The organism is Nostoc sp., assembly GCF_036919495.1.
GTDB lineage: Bacteria > Cyanobacteriota > Cyanobacteriia > Cyanobacteriales > Nostocaceae > Nostoc.
Map to the genome: position 1 here is coordinate 85641 of NZ_JBALBZ010000087.1, position 19793 is coordinate 105433.

15 protein-coding genes are annotated in these 19793 nt (G+C 42.1%); 12 read left to right on the top strand and 3 right to left on the bottom strand.

Annotated features, from left to right (window positions below):
- The first annotated feature begins 144 nt into the window (after positions 1-144).
- The 6 genes from V7K25_RS13010 (at position 145) to V7K25_RS13035 (ending at position 5155) form a co-directional block, all read left to right on the top strand.
- A complete protein-coding gene (locus V7K25_RS13010) occupies positions 145-318 on the top strand; it encodes a hypothetical protein (protein WP_335158504.1) in 174 nt (57 codons plus the stop codon).
- Between the two features lie 179 nt (positions 319-497).
- Positions 498-824 carry an RNA recognition motif domain-containing protein gene (locus V7K25_RS13015; RefSeq protein ID WP_334995925.1) on the top strand — a complete coding sequence of 109 codons (327 nt, stop codon included), beginning with the start codon at positions 498-500 and terminating at the stop codon, positions 822-824.
- Positions 825-941: 117 nt separating this feature from the next.
- Positions 942-1130: a 30S ribosomal protein S21 gene (gene rpsU / locus V7K25_RS13020; protein WP_012407716.1), complete on the top strand. Its 189-nt coding sequence runs from the start codon at positions 942-944 to the stop codon at positions 1128-1130.
- A 136-nt stretch (positions 1131-1266) separates the two neighbouring features.
- Positions 1267-3027, top strand: a complete 1761-nt coding sequence (locus tag V7K25_RS13025; RefSeq protein WP_335158506.1) for a serine/threonine protein kinase — start codon at positions 1267-1269, stop codon at positions 3025-3027.
- Positions 3028-3216: 189 nt separating this feature from the next.
- Positions 3217-3843, top strand: a complete 627-nt coding sequence (locus V7K25_RS13030) for a PEP-CTERM sorting domain-containing protein (RefSeq protein ID WP_335158508.1) — start codon at positions 3217-3219, stop codon at positions 3841-3843.
- A gap of 49 nt (positions 3844-3892) precedes the next feature.
- Positions 3893-5155, top strand: a complete 1263-nt coding sequence (locus V7K25_RS13035) for a molybdopterin molybdotransferase MoeA (protein ID WP_335158510.1) — start codon at positions 3893-3895, stop codon at positions 5153-5155.
- Here the strand turns inward: V7K25_RS13035 and V7K25_RS13040 are convergent.
- Positions 5152-6384 carry a cysteine desulfurase-like protein gene (locus V7K25_RS13040; RefSeq protein ID WP_335158512.1) on the bottom strand — a complete coding sequence of 411 codons (1233 nt, stop codon included), beginning with the start codon at positions 6382-6384 and terminating at the stop codon, positions 5152-5154. The genes V7K25_RS13035 and V7K25_RS13040 overlap by 4 nt on opposite strands.
- 462 nt (positions 6385-6846) lie before the next feature.
- Here V7K25_RS13040 and V7K25_RS13045 point away from each other — a divergent pair, with 462 nt between their 5' ends.
- Complete coding sequence (locus V7K25_RS13045; RefSeq protein ID WP_335158514.1) at positions 6847-7068, top strand: DUF4327 family protein; 222 nt, start codon at positions 6847-6849, stop codon at positions 7066-7068.
- Between the two features lie 409 nt (positions 7069-7477).
- Here V7K25_RS13045 and V7K25_RS13050 read toward each other — a convergent pair whose 3' ends face one another.
- A complete protein-coding gene (locus tag V7K25_RS13050) occupies positions 7478-7729 on the bottom strand; it encodes a hypothetical protein (RefSeq protein ID WP_335158516.1) in 252 nt (83 codons plus the stop codon).
- 675 nt (positions 7730-8404) lie between these two features.
- Here V7K25_RS13050 and V7K25_RS13055 point away from each other — a divergent pair.
- The 3 genes from V7K25_RS13055 to V7K25_RS13065 all read left to right on the top strand — a co-directional run bounded on the left by V7K25_RS13055 (position 8405) and on the right by V7K25_RS13065 (position 14454).
- The gene (locus V7K25_RS13055; protein WP_335158518.1) at positions 8405-11182 is read left to right on the top strand and encodes a PAS domain S-box protein; all 2778 of its coding nucleotides are present in this window, start codon (positions 8405-8407) and stop codon (positions 11180-11182) included.
- Positions 11183-11277: 95 nt separating this feature from the next.
- The gene (locus V7K25_RS13060) at positions 11278-11460 is read left to right on the top strand and encodes a beta-lactamase hydrolase domain-containing protein (protein ID WP_335158520.1); all 183 of its coding nucleotides are present in this window, start codon (positions 11278-11280) and stop codon (positions 11458-11460) included.
- Positions 11461-12042: 582 nt separating this feature from the next.
- Positions 12043-14454 (top strand): sucrose synthase, encoded by a 2412-nt coding sequence (locus V7K25_RS13065; RefSeq protein WP_335158522.1) that lies wholly within the window; start codon positions 12043-12045, stop codon positions 14452-14454.
- A gap of 12 nt (positions 14455-14466) precedes the next feature.
- Here V7K25_RS13065 and V7K25_RS13070 read toward each other — a convergent pair whose 3' ends face one another.
- The gene (locus V7K25_RS13070) at positions 14467-14940 is read right to left on the bottom strand and encodes a hypothetical protein (RefSeq protein ID WP_335158524.1); all 474 of its coding nucleotides are present in this window, start codon (positions 14938-14940) and stop codon (positions 14467-14469) included.
- A gap of 23 nt (positions 14941-14963) precedes the next feature.
- Between V7K25_RS13070 and pgmB the strand changes: the two genes are divergently transcribed.
- Together pgmB and V7K25_RS13080 are read left to right on the top strand one after the other, a co-directional pair.
- Positions 14964-17999 carry a beta-phosphoglucomutase gene (gene pgmB, locus V7K25_RS13075; protein WP_335158526.1) on the top strand — a complete coding sequence of 1012 codons (3036 nt, stop codon included), beginning with the start codon at positions 14964-14966 and terminating at the stop codon, positions 17997-17999.
- Positions 18000-18245: 246 nt separating this feature from the next.
- Positions 18246-19595: a PAS domain-containing sensor histidine kinase gene (locus V7K25_RS13080; protein ID WP_335158528.1), complete on the top strand. Its 1350-nt coding sequence runs from the start codon at positions 18246-18248 to the stop codon at positions 19593-19595.
- Positions 19596-19793 lie beyond the last annotated feature (198 nt).

A 19793-nucleotide genomic window follows, 5' to 3' on the forward strand; every position in this document is an offset into this window, starting at 1 on the left:
ATCAGCTATCTTTCGACCCTACGCGTTTGGCAAAAGACGCACCAGAAAGCAGTTAGATAATTTTTATAACTCAAATTAGGATTGCTATACCCTTTATTTGTTGCCTGACTTTGCCTTTCATATTAAAATTTGGGAGTAATACTTTTGGTTAATATAGTCAATCGTTCAATTCGGATATTAAAGATGCGCCCCTGCATGTCTGATTTCCTCGATCGCCCTACAGGATTTATCTTCTTCCATTTCCAACGCTTTTTTGCGCTGGGGCGTGCTTATGGTAGGTGGGGGCAGGCGATCGCACCAACGCGATCGCATCACTAGTTAATTATCTGTTAACAATCTACTGGATGCAGAGAGTTGGCTCGTATGTCATCCTAGATTAGGAGAGTTAATTTGGTGATGTCTTTAGTTTTAGTATTGAAAGGCTTTTTCCTTTTAGTATTTACAGACTACTCAGAGAAATTAAAATCTCTACACAGTGATGATTTTGGAGAGAATCGATGTCAATTTATGTAGGTAACCTCTCTTATGACGTTACACAAGAAGATTTAAGTGGTATTTTTGCAGAATATGGTACTGTAAAACGGGTTCAAGTACCTACTGACCGTGAAACAGGTCGTCCACGCGGCTTTGCTTTTGTGGAAATGGGAACCGAAGCTGAAGAAGCAGCTGCTATTGAAGCTCTTGATGGTGCTGAGTGGATGGGTCGTGACCTGAAAGTGAATAAGGCTAAACCCAAAGAAGATAGAGGTGACAGAGGTTCCTTCGGTGGTGGTGGTAGAGGAGGATACGGCGGTGGTGGCGGCGGTGGACGCAACCGCTACTAACGTTGGAAACAAAAAAAATTTACCTAGAGTCTTAAGGTCAGACAAGGTGTCTGTCTTTTTTTTGTAATCTTAGTGCTTCCATAGCCATTGATGAAGTCAACTTAGTTAGGAGAAATAATGACCCAAGTAATTGTAGGTGACAATGAACACATTGAATCAGCCTTACGGCGATTTAAGCGAGAAGTTTCCAAGGCTGGAATTTTTCCAGACATGAGAAAGCATCGTCATTTTGAAACGCCCCTAGAAAAACGCAAGCGCAAAGAAGTTGCCAAGCACAGACAAAGTAAGAGAAGCTTTCGTAACTAAGGGCTGAAATATATATGCTGACATATATATAACGAATACCCTCATAGATTTTATGAGGGTTTTCCTTTTGGCTATTTTAAAATCAGGAAACCTAAAGAAACGCTAAAATCAAGTCAGCCTTTGTATTGTAGCGGTTGTGTCCCACATCACTCAGAGGGCGGTTCACTGTATAAATCCTGATTGTCAACGTCCTTATCCTCAACCTTGGGGAAACAAATTTTGCAACAGTTGTGGCGCACCGCTAGAACTGTTAGACCGCTATGTTCCACTTCAGCCTTTGGGGTCGGGAGGATTTGCCCAAATTTACACGGTTTGGGATGAAAAAACTCAAACAGAGAAAGTACTGAAGGTGTTGGTAGAAGATTCATCAAAGGCACTGGAGCTATTTACCCAAGAGGCGGCGGTTTTATCTCGTTTGCACCATCCAGGTGTTCCCAGAGTCGATGTTGAAGGGTATTTTCAGGTACAACTGTTTAACCCCAAACCGCACCAATTGCCTTGTCTGGTAATGGAAAAAATCAATGGGCGGACTTTAGAGGAGATATTAAAAAAGTTTCCCCAAGGGTGTCCAGAAGATTTGGTTTTAAACTGGTTTGCCCAAGCTGTAGAGATTTTACAAGAATTACACAAACGTCAGATTCTTCACCGGGATATCAAACCTTCTAATTTAATGCTGGGCACTTCTTCGCCACCTTTAACCCCGTCTCAAGGGCAAACAGGGGGCGATCGCTTAGTACTAATTGATTTTGGCGGAGCGAAACAATTTAGCCCCTCTAAGCTGCGTTCTCAGTCTAGTTCCACCCGATTATTTTCTTCTGGGTACAGTCCACCAGAACAGGTGACTGGCGGGATTGTCGGGCCAAGTGCCGATTTTTATGCCCTTGGTCGAACGATGATTGAACTATTAACAGGCAAGTACCCGCTAGAGTTGGAAGATCAGCAAACGGGGAAATTGCGCTGGCGAACTACGGTAAATGTCAACCCCCAATTGGCAGATTTGCTGGATGAGATGGTGCAGGAGGATATGCGATCGCGTCCAGCAAATGCAACTATAATTCAAAAACGTTTGGCGAAGATTTCTCAACCATTACCACCGCCAGGATTATTTGCCCAACTGCGAGACAAGGGGAAACTTGCATTGAGACAAGTTTCCCAAAAATTTACACAGCTAATACAAGCTATTGAACAAGTTTTAGCTAACTTTAGCCAAGCTGTAACTAAAACCGTTATTTTTATTGCTCAGACAATTAGCAAAATTTTCTTAGCTTGTTTGGCGACGATTTGGGCAATGCTCCTAGCTTATGTTGGAGCTTGTTTTGGTGCGATCGCAGGTTTTATTTTGGCATATCACACAAGCTTGGGTCGTCAGGTTGTGGAATTTATTTGGAATCAGCAAAACCAATTAGTGCCAAATACTCAACCCGTCTTGGGGGCAGATATTTTGGTATTCGTCGCCGCAGGCTGGGGAACCGCTTGGGGACTAACAGTATCCGGGTGTTTTGGTCAACAGCGACGCTTTTTAGTAGCGTCGCTGATGGGCATGATTAGCTATGGCTTCGGCTGGTTGATTTTGCAATTAATGACACCCAAAGATAGCGGCGAGGGTTTAGTAGCAGTAATTTTAGTGGGAGTTTGCCTACTCACCTTAAGTTTAGGACTTCGCAGCCATCACATAGTGTACGCTGTGTTTGCTGCCTTTGGTAGTGCGATCGCCTATGCAGTTTTGATTCTTTTGAGGTTAGCACCTCCGATTTTCCAATTCTCTAGTCAACCAGGCTGGTCAGAGTTACAGTTACCTCTGATTTTTTTTGGTTCTGTAGGCGTCTTTATTAGCTTCTGGTTAGGAGTGAGTTACTATCTAATTGTCCCTGGATTGCGCTTTTTAGGATGGCGTTAAATCAGTGAACAGTTATCAATTTTTAATCTGTTTTTGAGAAATATTCAGGACTTACGCAAAATACCTCTCAAACTCTTATCACTCCGTGTTCTCTGTGCCTCTGTGGTTCGATTTTCCGTTATTTGCGCGTAAGTCCTAATATTGTATTGTTATAGAAACTGAATTTTAATAAATTTGGAAGTTGTATCTATGACACATCTGTTTACTAAAACAGCTATTAGTATAGTGACGATTACTACTTTAGGATTAGCGATCGCTATAACCACTAACGACCTAGCTCATGCTGCTGAGTTCAACTTTAACTGGGAAGGAAACACTGGTTATTCAGCTAAAGGTTCATTTAACTACGATACAACAACTGCTCCAAGCGTCATCTCTGAATCAGGTTTGGGAGCTACGAAAAACTTGCAGTCCCTCTCAATTTCTTTCTTTGATCCCTTGAATACTCTCATAAATAGTTTTACTCCAGTGCTTAGTGGTGTATCTAATTACGGCTTTTTGAGATTCAACTTTAATAGCACTAAAGAGCAAATCTTTGGCCCCTTTGATATTGGCAAGGATGATGAGCTTCCTGGCGACACATGGCTTAATAATAATCTCGCACTCATAAACGAAGGTTTTAGCAAGGAGGTTCTAGCTAAAGAATTTGGTTTTAACAATAGAAATCCAGCAGGCACAAAGCAAATACTAGATTTAAGTGACAATTCAGTTAAAGTATCTAAAGTCCCCGAAGGAAGCATCATTATAGGTTTACTAGCAGTGTGTAGTTTGGCATTTAACCTCAAGCAGAAATTCAATCCAAAATTTAAAATCTAAAATCTAAAATTGGTCACCTGGATAAAAGAAAAATTTGGAGGCGATCGCTATGGTATCAGTCAGCGATGCACAAGCAATTATTTTAAATTTAGTACAACCGTTAGATCATCAACGGGATACAGAAGTCGTCGATTTATTAGTAGCAGATAGTCGGATTTTGGCAGTGCCTGTCACCAGTCCGTTAGATTTTCCCCATTGGGATAATTCGGCAATGGATGGCTATGCAGTTCGCTACGAAGATGTACAGCATAGCAGCGAAAACCCAGCCGTTTTAGAAATTGTTGAAGATATTCCGGCTGGGTATCAGCCCAAGTCTACAATTCAACCAGGGCAAGCCGCGCGGATTTTCACAGGTGCGGTGATCCCAGCAGGTGCGGATACTGTAGTCATGCAAGAAAAGACACGCCGCGAGGAAAACCGTGTATTTATTCTGGATGCGCCAAAACCGCAAGAATTTGTCAGACACAAAGCATCTTTTTATCAATCTGGAACACAATTACTACCAGCAGGAATTAAGTTAAATGCTCCAGAAATTGCCGTATTAGCGGCAGCACAATGTCAACAATTAAGTGTTTACCGCCGTCCGCGTGTGGCAATTTTTTCTACTGGTGATGAGTTAATGACACTCGATCAACCGTTGCAGCCAGGGCAAATTGTGGATTCTAATCAGTATGCGCTAGCAGCTTTGGTGAGACAAAGTGGCGCAGAACCAATACTTTTAGGCATAGTCAAAGACGATCCAATTGCTTTGGAGAAAGTTATTGCCCATGCTGTTGCGATAGCTGATATAGTTCTCTCTTCTGGTGGCGTCTCAGTAGGAGATTATGACTATGTTGAGAAAATTCTAGAGTCACTGAAAGCAAAAATCCACATTCGTTCTGTGGAAATGAGGCCAGGTAAACCCCTCACCGTCGCCACTTTCCCCACTCCCTCATCTCCCCCACTCCCCACTCCCCACTCCCCACTCTACTTTGGTTTACCAGGAAACCCTGCTGCTGTGTTGGTAACATTTTGGCGGTTTGTGCTACCAGCAATTAAGAAACTTTCGGGAATTACTAAAGGTTGGGAACCAGTGTTTTTAAAAGTGCGATCGCATCATGAGTTGCGATCAAATGGCAAGCGTGAAACTTACCTTTGGGGTAAATTGCATTTAATTGATGGAGTTTACGAATTTCATCAAGCTGATGGTAGTCAAAGTTCCGGGAATTTAATTAATTTAGCTCAAACCAATGCTTTAGCTGTTCTCCCGGTGGGTAAAATATTAATTTACCCACAAGAAGAGGTGCAAGTTTTGCAGCTTAGTAATAGTTAAAATACCTGCTCAAAAGCCTCAATCAAGCTGTTAACTTCCTCAAGGGTGTTGTAATGCACCATACTCACTCGGACTATTCCACCTTGCGAGGCTAAACCCAGGTATTCAATCAGCCGTTTAGCATAAAAGTCTCCGTAGCGAATCGCAATATAATGTTGGTCAATTTTTACCGGAATGTTTGAGCTATTCATTCCATCTACTACAAAAGATATAGTTGGCACACGGAATTTACGGTCAGCTTTTGATTGACCAATTACTCGCACATTAGACTTGCTGTTGAGGTAATTTAAGAGGCGATCGCTAATATGTTCTTCATGTATACTAATTAGATCAAACGCCTGCACCATTTGATTTCTCAAATCAGGTGCAGTTTGATCGCCGTAGTGCAATTGTGCTAATTCACTTAGATAATCACATAAACCCAACATTCCATAACTTAATTCAAAATTGACATTCCCTAATTGAAATTTATAAGGTATATCTGTCTGGTCAATAAAATAATGGTTAAGACCAGGTAATTTTAATAAATGTTCTTCTTTACCATAAAGTAAAGCATGATGTGGTCCGTAAACTTTATAACAACTCAAAGTATAGAAATCAACATCCAAATCTTGGACATCAACTAACCTGTGGGGTGCATAAGCTACACCATCTACACAAATCATAGCGTTGCGAGCGTGAACAAATGCAGCAATTTCTTTGATAGGATTGATGGTTCCCAAAACATTAGAAGCATGAGTCAAAGCTACTAGTTTTGTACGCTGACTCATCAATGGTTCTAAATCTGCTAAATGAAGTTCCAAGCTATCTGGGCGAATTTGCCACACTTTAACCTTCATTCCTTGTTTTTCCAGAGCCACCCAAGCACCAATATTCGCCTCATGGTCACAATTAGTAACAATAATTTCATCACCAGGTGTAAAGGTTTGACCAAGACAAATAGAAAGAACTTTCAACATCATTGTCGTGGATGGACTCATAACCACTTCTTTATAAGAATTGGCGTTAATGAAAGTAGCCATTCCCCTAGTTGCTAAAGCCAATCGTTCTCCTGCAAGTTGAGAAACTGCATAAGAAGCTCCCAACTGGACATCAGAACTCAGGAGGAATTCGCTAATTCTATCTACTACTTTTTTCAAGGTTTGTGACCCGCCAGCATTATCAAAAAAAGTCCATTCACCAGCTAGGGCGGGAAAATATTGCCGAACTTTATCAAGATTCAAAAGCATAGTATAAATTTTTTGGAGAGTGTTATTTACCCTAGCCTACCTTTTGCCAAGTCGCCTAGAGAGAGAGCATCTACACCCTCTCTTGGTGTTTACAGCTTGTTATTCCAACCTTCTTATTCTGCAAGAATCTCTCTATAGGGGGGGTATACTTAGTAACTCCAAGAGTATCTTAAGGATATATCTTACCTACAGCTAAAGGTTAATGTCTTGATTCTTCACAACTCTCGCCAGTTTTATTTGATAAGTTTAAGGTAGAGTCAAAGCAACTATACGACTACTATTTGATTTTCAAAATATCGGTAGGATATGTAGCTGCGAGAGTACGGTATCAAACCCTTACGAATGGTGCATTACGGATTCTATCTTAACGCACCCTACAGTACCTAATTTTTTCAAAAATCAAATAGTAATTTTATATTGTTGTTATTTTTAATTCCTTGATTGAAAACAAAGGAACGAGCTATGAATACTACGGTTAAATACGACATCGAGCTTATCAAGCAAGAAGCACTTCAACTTGTTAAAAAGAGACTTGTTAACCGTCAGCAGTCAATTTATACGCTCTGTAAATATATTCCTCAGTGTGACTGGGTTAATTTTGAACTTGAGTTAGAAAAAAACGAATTTTTACTCAGAGATAGAATTATCGATCTCCTGAACCACGAATCTTGGGAAGACGATTGAGGCTGCATTTAGAAGCTGAACCTTATTAGCAGCATTTCAATAAAATTAAAATTAAAAATTCATTTTTCATTAAAAACCCTCGAATTAAGTTAGGGGTTATAAACAAGAGATTATTAGAGCTTATTTATAAATTAATACGCTTGGTTTAGCGCCAAAAACCTTAAACTGCGTAGGCTGAGGAGCAACTACGCCCTTGCGGTTTCCTGACTTGTAAGCCCTCTTTTAAGCAAGCTACGGTGGCATACACAAATCTTCTAGAGTTGCCCCACTGGCTTTTGATTCCTCCAACCCCCCAATAAATTGTTGTGTCAGGTAATACCTCATGGGAGAGCCACAGCCTGGCATTTTATAACGATTGATTGGTGGAATCAAGAAAAAATTATACTAAACCAATTTCAGTCACTTAGGATTAGGCAGACAATTCTTGTACCCCTATCCATTCCGTGATAGATTGCCATTGGCTTGCGTAAACAGTAGTATTTCTACGTTTTTCTTGTTGAGGCTTTCTAGATATTTTTGCTGTGACAGCCTTGGTGAATGAACTGGATTGGTTCAGATTATAAACAGGCATTTCTTGCCAGCAGTGGCGACAAAACCAGTAACTTTCTCCAGCGCGTACATGTTCTAAAAGTAGACTTGAGCAGCAAGGGCAGTAATTCATAATTTTCTCAAATCCTGTTAATAAAAGTGTTATCGCAAATCGGGGTAGCCACTTGACAAGCCCCTAAGTATTTAAAACGATGTGTTTATATTTTGACTATAGTCTTTAAATATGAGGAACTTGTGAGAAAATTTGAAACATTTAATAATCTCGTATGATTTATACATATTTCTTAAGTAATATTATCAAAGCTATAAGACTCCCCTTTTATTTTTGAAAAAACTCGCCATCAACTGGAAAGGGCTGATTCCCTACTCACGTTCGGCTACGCTCACGGCAAGCCACTACCTGCCTGCCTATCGCGCTTGCGCTCACTCACGCAAATAAGTTCAGAAATAAAATTGGATTGCTATTTAGCTATAGCAGCGCTGAATCATTCGTAAAAAGTTATATCTCTGACTTTTCTAAAAAGCCGGGGATTTGAAGACCGCGAATTTTCACTAATTAATTAAAATTTTTATATCTCTTCAGAAGATCCTTAAATTATCTTTATATAAATTTATATAACTAGAAATGTGGGATTTGAGAGTAGCCTTACTTGTGGTTGCCACCTGCTAAATAGAATAAACTAAGTTAAATCCTCTTTCCCTCTCACCGATGCCCTTTTTCCAACAAAGACGCGCAAGGGTTTTAATATTTGACATCAGAAAGATTATAAAAACTGACAAATTAACCATGCGATTCAACAATCAGCTGATTAACGTACCTAGCTTAAATCATGTTATTAATCGTTCTCCCTTAACAATTAAGCCTGATAGTTTTGTAGTCGAAGCTATCTTCTTGATGAACCAGGAAAGATGTAGTAATTATGCACCTAATAACTTAAATTTTTCATTGGATTTGAACCGCGTCAATCAACCATTAACAGGTTGTGTCTTGGTTGTGGAGGGAGTAAATTTATTAGGCATTTTTACTGAAAAAGATGTACTTAGACTTATAGCTTCTGGAATGGATTTATCCACGGTGACGATCGCACAAGTGATGACGCAGGCAGTGGTTACACTTAGACAATCAGATTCTCAGGATATTTTCATTGCCTTATCGTTGTTGCGTCAGCATCAGATTAATTATTTGCCTGTTTTGGGCGATCGCGGACAATTGCAAGGAATCATCACCCAGACTAGCTTACTACAAGCCTTTGACCTGGTAAAAATGGTTGGGGTCGTTGAAGGCTTGCAGCAATATTTACAAGAACCCAGAGATGAATTCAGGCAGGTTAATCAGCACACAGAGATAGAACAAATCCGCTACCAAACTCAAAATAACTTAAGATTATGGGTTGAGGCACAATCGGCTGAAATCATGCAAGTTAATCAAGAACTTCAGCTAGCTCTCGAAGAACTCCAAGTAGTAGAAGAAGAACTGCGCGAACAAAATGAAGAGTTAGCTGTTGCTCGTGAGCTAGTAGAATTGGAGCGCCAGCGTTACCAAGATTTATTTGAGTTCGCTCCAGATGGTTACTTGGTAACTGATACAGCAGGTATTATCCAAGAGGCTAACCGAGCAGCAGCAATCTTGCTGGCTGTCCGCCAAAAATATTTGGTAAACAAACCATTAATTTTATTTATTTTTCACCAAGACCGCCAGACTTTTACTATTCGACTAAATAATTCGCAACCAGAACAGCAGTGGGAAGCTTACCTAAAACCACGGGGAGGTAAAGCTTTTCCGGTTAGCATTAGAGTGGCTGCCATGTACGCAGAGGGTAAGCAAGTTGGTTGGCGGTGGTTAATCTGCGATACTAGCGAACGCCAACAGACAAAGGAATCACTGCGCCAAACTAACGAAGATTTAGAACAACGAGTGGCGGAACAGACAGCAGAACTTATTATGTCTAACGTGCTGTTGCAACAAGAAATTACCGATCGCCAACGTGCAGAAGTTGCATTACAACAAAGCGAGGAGAAATTTCGCAATTTTGTCGAACACACCCACGCCATCATCTGGATTACTAGTGCAGATTCATTCCACCCTTTGTACATTAGTCCTGCTTATGAGAGGATTTGGGGCTGCTCCTGCCAAAGTCTTTACGACCAGCCAGACTCTTGGCTAGAGATAATTCATCCAGACGATCGCGATCGTGCGACCAAATCAGTAGAGCAACTGGTTAGTACTAAATCTACTTCAGTAGAATATCGAATTTTGCGACCTGATGGATCGACTCGCTGGATTTGGAATCGGGGCTTTGCTGTCTATGATGACCAAAGAGAAATTAACTACTATGGCGGCATTGCCGAAGATATCACCGAAAAGAAACAACTCGAAGAGCAGTTTTTTCGCACCCAGCGATTGGAAAGCCTTGGTACTCTTGCAGGTGGTATTGCCCACGACTTGAACAATATATTGACACCAATTTTGGCCGCGGCTCAATTACTACAGGGAACATTTTTACAAGACGAGGAGCGGTCTGGACAAATGCTGGCATTTGTAGAAACCAACGCCAAACGCGGAGCAGCTTTAGTGAAGCAAATTTTATCCTTTGCGCGAGGATATAAAAGAGAGGCGACAATTATTCAAATCGAGTACCTGATTTCAGAAGTTGTCCAAATTGCTAAACAGACATTTCCCAAATCTATAGAATTTTCCACGGTTATCCCAGAAGACATTTGGGCTGTCACAGGGGAAGCAACACAACTGCATCAAGTGCTGATGAACTTGGTACTAAATGCCCGCGATGCTTTACCAGATGGCGGCAATATCAAAATTTCTGCGGAAAATAAGTTTATTGATGAAGCCTATACCAGAATGAATCTCGATGCTAAAGTTGGGCATTATATTGTGATTAACATTGCCGATAATGGAATTGGGATACCGCCAGACATATTAGATAGAATTTTTGAACCATTTTTCACCACAAAAGATGTCAATGCAGGTACGGGACTTGGCCTTTCAACAGTGCTTGGCATTATTAGAAACCATCATGGTTTTATCAAAGTGTCTAGCAGTGTTGGTAGAGGCAGCAAATTTGACCTGTTTTTACCAGCAGTGAAAGCAACTCAAGCGTTCAGCATAGAAGAGATGGATTTGCTCCCCGGAGAGGGAGAATTGATTTTAGTTGTAGATGATGAAGCCCAAATTCGGAAGATTGCGACAATCATCCTGGAAAACCATAATTATAAAATACTCACTGCCAGTAATGGTATAGAGGCGATCGCACTCTATGCCCAACATAAGCATCAAATCAATGCCGTATTGATAAATATAATAATGCCAGAGATGGACGGAATCACCGCTATTCGCACCTTGCAAAAAATGAACAACCAAGTTCAAATTATTCTCTGTAGCGGACTGAACTCAATGGAAGTCTTTACTCAAGCGCCTGATGCTAACGTGCAAGCAGTTTTATCAAAACCCTATACAGCTAGAGAATTATTGCAAACTTTACACCACCTATTTAGAGGGAGTGCAGAGTTAGGAGTTAGCAGTAAAGGACAAGAGGCAGGGGGAGAATGACAAATGACAAATGACTACCCCCTCACAAGTTCCTCAAATTGCTTTGCTAACTTTAGAGTTGGGGCAATGTCGGCAATATGGGGTTAATCCGGTTGATGAATATTGTTAGAAAAATTAATGATGAGTTAGCGATCGCTGGACAAATTACACTAGATCAGCTAAAACAAATTGCTGATGAGGGCTATAAATTTGTACTAAACCTACGTTTGTCCGACGAAACAGGCTTGCTGGCTAATGAACAAGAGAAGACAGAAGTTTTGGGATTGTACTTACGTTAGTTTCCCAACTAAACCTGAAGACATTAATCATCAGGGTACGCTCCAGATATATAAAACCATTACTGAATTACCCAAACCGATTCTGATCCATTGCGATAACTCAATTCGTTCAGCCGCAATCGCATTGTTGTATATCTGCATCAGGCAAGGCATAACATTTGAAAAAGCACTGCAAAAAATTATTACATTAGGCTTGATATAACTCAACAAAGAAGTAGGGGGCAGGGAGCAGGGAGAAAGATGCTGTAATTTCCTAGCAATAAAGGATTTTAGAGTAAATCAATTTATTCTTAATGTTAAATATTTATTTTGAGTGGAAAGTGACGCAAGAAATAATGCATCTAAGCTTTCAATGAATTTATTTATCGGGTTCTCTCCCCTGCCCCCTGCTCCCTGCCCCCTTTCCTCTTTTATGACTCCCTCATACCATAGATTTGAAGCCCTTGCAGCGTTTCATCCCAGAGTTAGACGCAGGTGATTTTCATGTTTATGTACCATTAAGCGGGGAATGTACCTCAGAAAACTAGAGACTGGAGATAAAAATGAGGTCGTGACCTAGCCAAAATTCTGGGATTCGTCATCATGTATGAACTAGTTCAAGCTGTCTTCAACGGTGATGAAAAAACTGCTCTGCATCAGTTAATTTATACGTTGAGTGCTTCAGGTAAGCGTTACTTCCTGAGAAATGAAATTTTACAAGCTTTTGCCGATTACTGTCATCAATCCCAAAAGCCAGCCTATTTTTACTATTCTTCTTCTGTGGGCAAACTGATACAGTACACCCACGAAATAATTCTTGAAGAAGAAAGTACCTGGTTTGTGGTTCGTCCCAGGATTGCTAGTCAAGAAGTTTGGAAACTGACAGCCGATTTTAATAGTTTCGAGCAGATGACGCCTCAAACGCTGCTAGATGTAAGAGATCGCCTAGTCAATCGCTACCAACCTCACATTCTAGAAATCGACCTCCATCCGTTTTACGAAAGTTCCCCCAGAATTGACGACCCCAGAAATATTGGTCAAGGTTTAGCCTTCCTCAACCGTTACCTATGCAATCAATTGTTGACTGACCCCCAATATTGGGTGGAAATGTTATTTCAAGCATTACAGGGGCTACAACACGATGGAATTCGGCTGTTGTTGAGCGATCGCATTCCTTCAGGTATTCACCTAGCCAAACAAATTAAGCTAGCGCTCAAATTGCTAAATGAGCTTGAGCCTGATGAACCTTATGAAAAATTCCGCTTCGATCTCCAAGAACTCGGCTTTGAGCCGGGTTGGGGTAACACTGCGGCGCGAGTCTCTGAAACCCTAGAACTCCTTGACCGACTCATTTACTCTCCAGAACCTGGCATCTTAGAAACATTTGTAGCCCGCGTCCCCGCCATTTTTCGCGTCGTCCTCATTTCCATCCACGGCTGGGTGGGACAAGAAGATGTTTTGGGAAGAGATGAAACACTCGGTCAAGTTATCTACGTCCTTGAACAAGCCCGCAGCTTAGAAAACGAACTGCGTCAACAAATCAAACTCGCTGGTCTGGATGTGCTGGGTATGAAACCCCATGTGATTATTCTCACCCGGCTAATCCCTAACTGCGAAGGGACATTTTGCAACCTGCGCTTAGAAAAAGTCCAAGATACTGAAAATGCTTGGATATTGCGCGTTCCTTTTGGTGAATTCAATCCTAAAATTACTAACAATTGGATTTCTAAATTTGAGATTTGGCCTTATTTAGAACAATTTGCTCTAGATGCAGAAAAAGAATTGCTAACTCAATTCCAAGGTAAACCTAATCTTCTTATCGGTAACTACAGCGACGGTAACTTAGTGGCTTTTCTTTTATCGCGCCGGATGAAAGTTACCCAGTGCAACATTGCCCATTCTTTAGAAAAACCTAAACATCTATTTAGTAATTTATATTGGCAAGATTTAGAAGATAAATATCACTTTTCGGTACAATTTACCGCCGATTTGATTAGCATGAATGCAGCCGAGTTTATCATCACATCATCCTATCAAGAAATTGTCGGCACACCTGACACCATAGGTCAATACGAGTCGTACAAATACTTTACGATGCCGCAGTTGTATCATGTGGTTGATGGGATTGATTTGTTTAGTCCTAAATTCAACTTAGTGCCGCCGGGAGTAGATGAAAAGATTTTCTTTCCCTATAGCCAAAAAGAAGACCGAGATATTAAGCTTCGCGCAGAAATTCATGACCTACTCTTTAGCCGCGAAGACTCACAAATATTTGGTTATTTAGAGCAGCCTAATAAGCGACCAATATTTGCCGCTGCTCCCATCACTTCAATCAAAAACCTCACTGGTTTAGCTGAATGTTTTGGTCAAAGTCAGGCGTTGCAAGAGCGCTGTAACCTAATCCTTTTAAGTAGTAAACTGCATCCAGATGAGGCTACAAACCCAGAAGAAGCAGTAGAAATTCAAAAACTCCACGAGATTATTGAACAATATCATCTCAATGGCAAAATTCGCTGGGTGGGGATGCGTATCTCTAGCAGCAACCTCGGCGAAGCCTACCGAGTAGTTGCAGATTCTCAAGGAATTTATGTCCATTTTGCCCGCTTTGAATCCTTCGGTAGGTCTATTTTGGAAGCGATGATTTCTGGCTTGCCAACTTTTGCTACTCAATTTGGCGGCTCTTTAGAAATTATCGAAAACCAAGAGAATGAATTTAATGTTAATCCTACAGACTTAGAAGGTACAGCAAAGAAAATTTTAGGCTTTGTTGAAGAATGCAATACTCAGGATGATTATTGGCAGGAAGTCTCAGAATGGATGAGTCAGCGAATTCATAATAGATACAATTGGCATTTACATAGTAATAAATTACTACAGCTTGCTAAAATATTTAGTTTTTGGAACTTTGTTGCTCCAGAAAATAACGAAGCCAGAGATCGCTATATGGAAGCCTTATTTCATCTGATTTATAAACCTAGAGCAGAAAAGATTTTGGAGAAACATAAGGGGGGATGAGGGAGTGGGGAGTTAGGGGCAGGGGAGGCAGGGGGAGCAGGGGAGCAGGGGGAGCAGGGGAGCAGGGGGAGCAGGGGAGGCAGGGGGAGCAGGGGAGCAGGGGGAGCAGGGGAGCAGGGGAGAGTTAGAACTAGATTCATCCACCTTTGAACTCCGTTCATCCACCTCTGAACTCCGTTCATCCACCTTTGAACTCCGTTCATCCACCTCTGAACTCCGTTCATCCACCTCTGAACTCCGTTCATCCACCTTTGAACTCCGTTCATCCACCTTTGAACTTCGTTCATCCACCTTTGAACTTCGTTCATCCACCTTTGAACTTCGTTCATCCACCTTTGAACTCCGTTCATCCACCTCTGAACTCCGTTCATCCACCTTTGAACTTCGTTCATCCACCTTTGAACTCCGTTCATCCACCTCTGAACTCCGTTCATCCACCTTTGAACTCCGTTCATCCACCAAATTTCTCAATTCTCCATTCCCCACTCCCCATTCTCTACTCCCCACTTATGCAAACAAAAGGTAGTTCTCGTAATTTTATCTACACAGACTGGATATTAATCGAAACCCAGTTTGACCCCGATCAATTGCACTCTAAAGAAACTGTCTTTACAATCGGCAATGGATACTTAGGAACAAAAGGCAGTTTTGAGGAAGGTTATCCTCATGCATTGCCAGCTACTTTCATTAATGGTGTCTACGACGATGTGCCGGTGGTGTACACTGAACTGGCAAATTGTCCTGACTGGCTACCTTTGGTAGTGATTGTAAATGGCGATCGCTTCCGTCTCGATCAAGGTAAAATATTGCGCTACGATCGCCAGCTTGATTTACGCTACGGACTTCTTAGCCGTTACTTGCGTTGGCGCTCTCCCAGTGGAAACACTATAGATATTAACTTTGAACGCTTTGCTAGTTTTGCAGATCGGCATGTGTTAGCGCAACGCTGCCATTTAACACCAGTAGATTTTGATGGGGTAATCGAAGTTCAGGGAAGTATCAACGGCTATCCAGAAAATCAGGGTTTTAATCACTGGGAAGGACTAGACCAAGGCAAGACTGACCAAAGAATCTGGTTGCAATGCCGCACCCGCCACTCCCGAATTGAACTCGGTATGGGCGCAACTATGAAAATATCAGGCGCTGAAGCATCTTTGCAAGTAAGTACCGCACCTGGTTATCCAACCTTGAGCATGACCTACCAAGCTAAATCAAAACAGACCGTAACGGTAGAAAAAATCGTGACAGTTTTTACCTCACGGGAGACTAAGACACCAGTTTCAGCAGCTACAGAAAAGCTCGCGCACCTGCCAGATTACGCAACACTACTAAGAGCCAATGAGCAGGCATGGGATGAGGTGTGGCAGCAAAGCGACATCCTCATTGAAGGGGATAGCACAGCTGCTTTTGCTGTTCGCTACAATCTATTTCAACTACTGATTGCTGGGTCACGCCATGATGACAAGGTGAGCATTCCTGCTAAAACTCTTTCTGGGTTTGGCTATCGCGGTCATGTCTTTTGGGATACAGAAATTTTTATGCTGCCCTTCTTTCTGTTTACCCAACCAGCGATCGCCCGAAATTTACTCAGTTACCGTTGGCACACCTTACCAGGAGCTAGACGCAAGGCTTCCCATTACGGCTATAAAGGGGCAATGTTTGCCTGGGAAAGTGCTGATACCGGAGATGAAGTAACACCACGTTGGGGACTCAATAGTGATTTTTATGGTGAAGACGTGCGGATTTGGTGCCGCGATCGCGAAATTCATATTAATGCAGATATTCCCTACGCCGTTTGGAATTACTGGCAAGTCACTGGTGATGATGAGTGGATGCAACAGCGCGGCGCAGAGATTATTTTGGATGCCGCTATCTTCTGGGGTAGCCGAGTCGAATTCAATCCTGAGCGCCAACGATATGAAATTCGGGGAGTGATCGGTGCGGATGAATATCATGAACTCGTTCACAACAACGCTTTTACAAATCGGATGGCGCAATGGCATTTAGAGAAAGCGATCGCAGTTTATGATTGGTTGGCTCAAAAGTTCCCCAAACGAGCGACTGAACTAGAAGAGAAACTCAAACTCACCCCACAAGAGCGAACGCACTGGCAAGATATCATCGCCAAAATCTTGTTTCTCCATGACCCATTAACAGAACTAATTGAGCAGTTCGAGGGATTTTTCCAATTAGAAGATATTAACTTAGCAGATTATCAAGGGCGCGATCGCTCCATGCAAGCCATCTTGAGTATTGAGAAAACCAATAAATATCAAGTAATCAAGCAGCCAGATATTTTGATGCTTCTTTATTTAATGCGGGAATCAGCAGATTTTCCCTACAACGAAAAAGCATTGCAGACCAACTGGAACTACTACGCACCCCGCACAGACATTACTTATGGTTCGTCTCTTGGCCCAGCAGTTCACGCCATTTTAGCTTCCGATTTGGGCAAATCAGCAGAAGCTTACGAAGTGTTTATGCAAGCGTTAATGGTGGATCTTGAAGATAACCGAGGTAACACCAGCGATGGAATTCACGGTGCTACTGCTGGTGGCGTTTGGCAAGCTGTAATTTTTGGATTCGGCGGCATTCAACTAACCGAAAATGGCCCCGTAGCCAAGTCTCATCTACCTGATGGCTGGACGCGCCTAAAATTTAAACTGCACTGGCGCGGAAAATGGCACGACTTCGATCTACGCAAAGAACAAGTCACTCAAAACATAACTCGTCAACTAGAATATCTCCAACTTTCCCTCTCCCAAAATCCCCCAAAATTTCCCTCAGAAGCTTCTGAACACCAAACTTCTCCCCCTGCCTCCCCTGCTCCCCCTGCTCCCTCATCCTCCCCCACTCCCCACTCCCCACTCCCCACTCCCCTAACATCCAACATCCAAGGATTCATCTTCGACCTAGATGGAGTGCTAACCGATACAGCAGAACTTCATTATTTAGCTTGGCAAAAGCTAGCAGATGAAGAGGGTATACCCTTTAATCGCCAAGCTAACGAAGCGCTGCGGGGTGTATCCCGTCGTGCTTCCCTGATGCATATTATTGGAGATAGACGGTATTCGGAAGCACAAATTGAGGAGATGATGGAGCGTAAGAATCGCTACTATGTGGAATCGATCCAAAACATGACACCCAAGGATTTGTTACCAGGTGCGATCGCTCTCTTGAATGAACTGCGGCAAGCTGGGATTAAAATCGCTATTGGTTCAGCTAGTAAAAATGCCCGCACAGTGATTGAGCGATTGGGTATTGCCGATAAAGTAGATGCGATCGCTGACGGTTATAGTGTACAGCAACCCAAGCCAGCACCCGACCTATTTCTGTACGCAGCCAAGCAGCTAGGACTCGAACCAGCGCAATCTGTCGTTGTAGAAGATGCCGCAGCAGGCATTGAGGCGGCTCTAGCTGGTGGTATGTGGGCAGTAGGACTCGGCCCAACTGAACGAGTTGGAGCCGCTCATGTTGTTTTGCCCAGCTTAGAAGGGGTCAAATGGGCAGACTTAAAAGCTAAATTAAGCAATATTGCCAGATAAAAGGCTTGCTCTTTCTGATCTTTACCCCTTTTTTAAGGGGTCACCGTGCGCGGGGGGATCTTATCCAAACCTATTGCGTGCTGCGCTATCTGCTTTTTCGTCAGAATATCCAACTGAATTCTAACGACTGGCGCTTTTATTCTGTTTTAATAACTGATAACTGTTAACCTCCAAAAGCTAAGATCGTCTGAGAATGGAATCTAAAAGAAAACGCAAGTTTTAGATATCCAAATTAGGAGTCAGAGGGTGAATTTAGACGGATTAGCTTTACAAATAGAGAATATGCGTAAGCGCGTCGCCTTTTTGCAACGCCAAAGTGAACTGCAAAATTCACACGGAGATATTGAACTGGTTACGGCAGTATTAAAAGAAGTCCACCTAGCTTTGTCAGAACTGCAAATAGCTCATGACGACCTACAGCAGCAGAATGAAGAATTATCCAACGCCCAACAATCCTTGATAGCACAAGGTCAACGCTACCAGGAACTATTTGAGGAAGTACCAGACGCTTATTTTGTAACTGATGCAAAAGGGTTAATTCAGGAAGTTAACTTAGCAGCCACCACTCTGCTCAATATTTCCAAAAGTTTTTTGTTAGGGAAACTCCTGGGGATTTATGTGATTGAGAAAGAAATAATTGCTTTTCATCTGAAACTGCTTCACCTACGCGATCGTACCAAAATCCCAGACTGGAAAATGCAAGAGTGGGAAGTAAACCTGCGACCACATAACAGAACGCCAATTATTGCTGCGGTTAAGGTGGTTGCTATCCGTAATCAACAAGGTAAGTTAGCCGGTTTGCGGTGGATATTGCGGGATATTAGCGAAAACAAGCGAACCCAAGCCAAGCTACAATGGGCAGAACAGACGATGCGACAAGCGCTTGCCAAAGAAAGGGAGTTTAGTGAACTTAAATCCCGCTTGCTCACCATCACCTCCCATGAGTTTCGTACCCCTTTGGCCACCATCCACTCTTCTGCGGAACTACTAGAATATTATCGCCATCTATGGAGCGACGAGCGACAACAAACCCACCTGCGTCGCATTCAAACATCAGTTATGCATATAACCCAGTTGTTAAATGATGTATTGGTGCTGAGTCAGGATGAAACAGGCAAACTAGAGTTTAATCCAACACCCCTGAATTTGGTGGAATTTTGCCGCGATCTATTAGAAGAATTAGAACAGAGCGATCGCTCCCAACATGCGATCGCTTTTAGTAGTGAGTGCCAATCTCCAAGAGCTAACTTAGACGCGAAACTACTGCGGCAAATCTTGACTAATTTATTCTCGAATTGTCTAAAATACTCTCCCATTGGTAGCACAGTTAAGTTTTCTGTCAGCAGTGCCAACGATCAAGCTATATTCCAAACTCAAGACTCTGGTATTGGCATTCCCCCGAATGACATTAATTACATCTTTGAACCCTTCCATCGCGCTAGTAATGCAGGGAATATCCCAGGAATGGGATTGGGAATGTCTATCGTCAAGCAGGCTGTAGATTTACATGGCGGCGAAATTTGTGTCGAAAGTGCGATCGGTGCGGGAACTACCTTTACCGTAACTCTGCCATTTTCAAGAAATTTGAATATATAGCGGCTTGCATATCTTTTAAGTCAATTTGCTTTTTAGAAGACTTTATAAATAATCAATCACTTTTATTGATTGAATTCAGAATAAAATATAGTTGCTTCTATGCTAAAAGGTCTTTAAAGTGGGGTTAGCCGGTCAACAATAGGTTGATTGCAAAGTTTTTCTTAAGAGTAGCTTAGGGAAAGCAATTCAAATACTTTG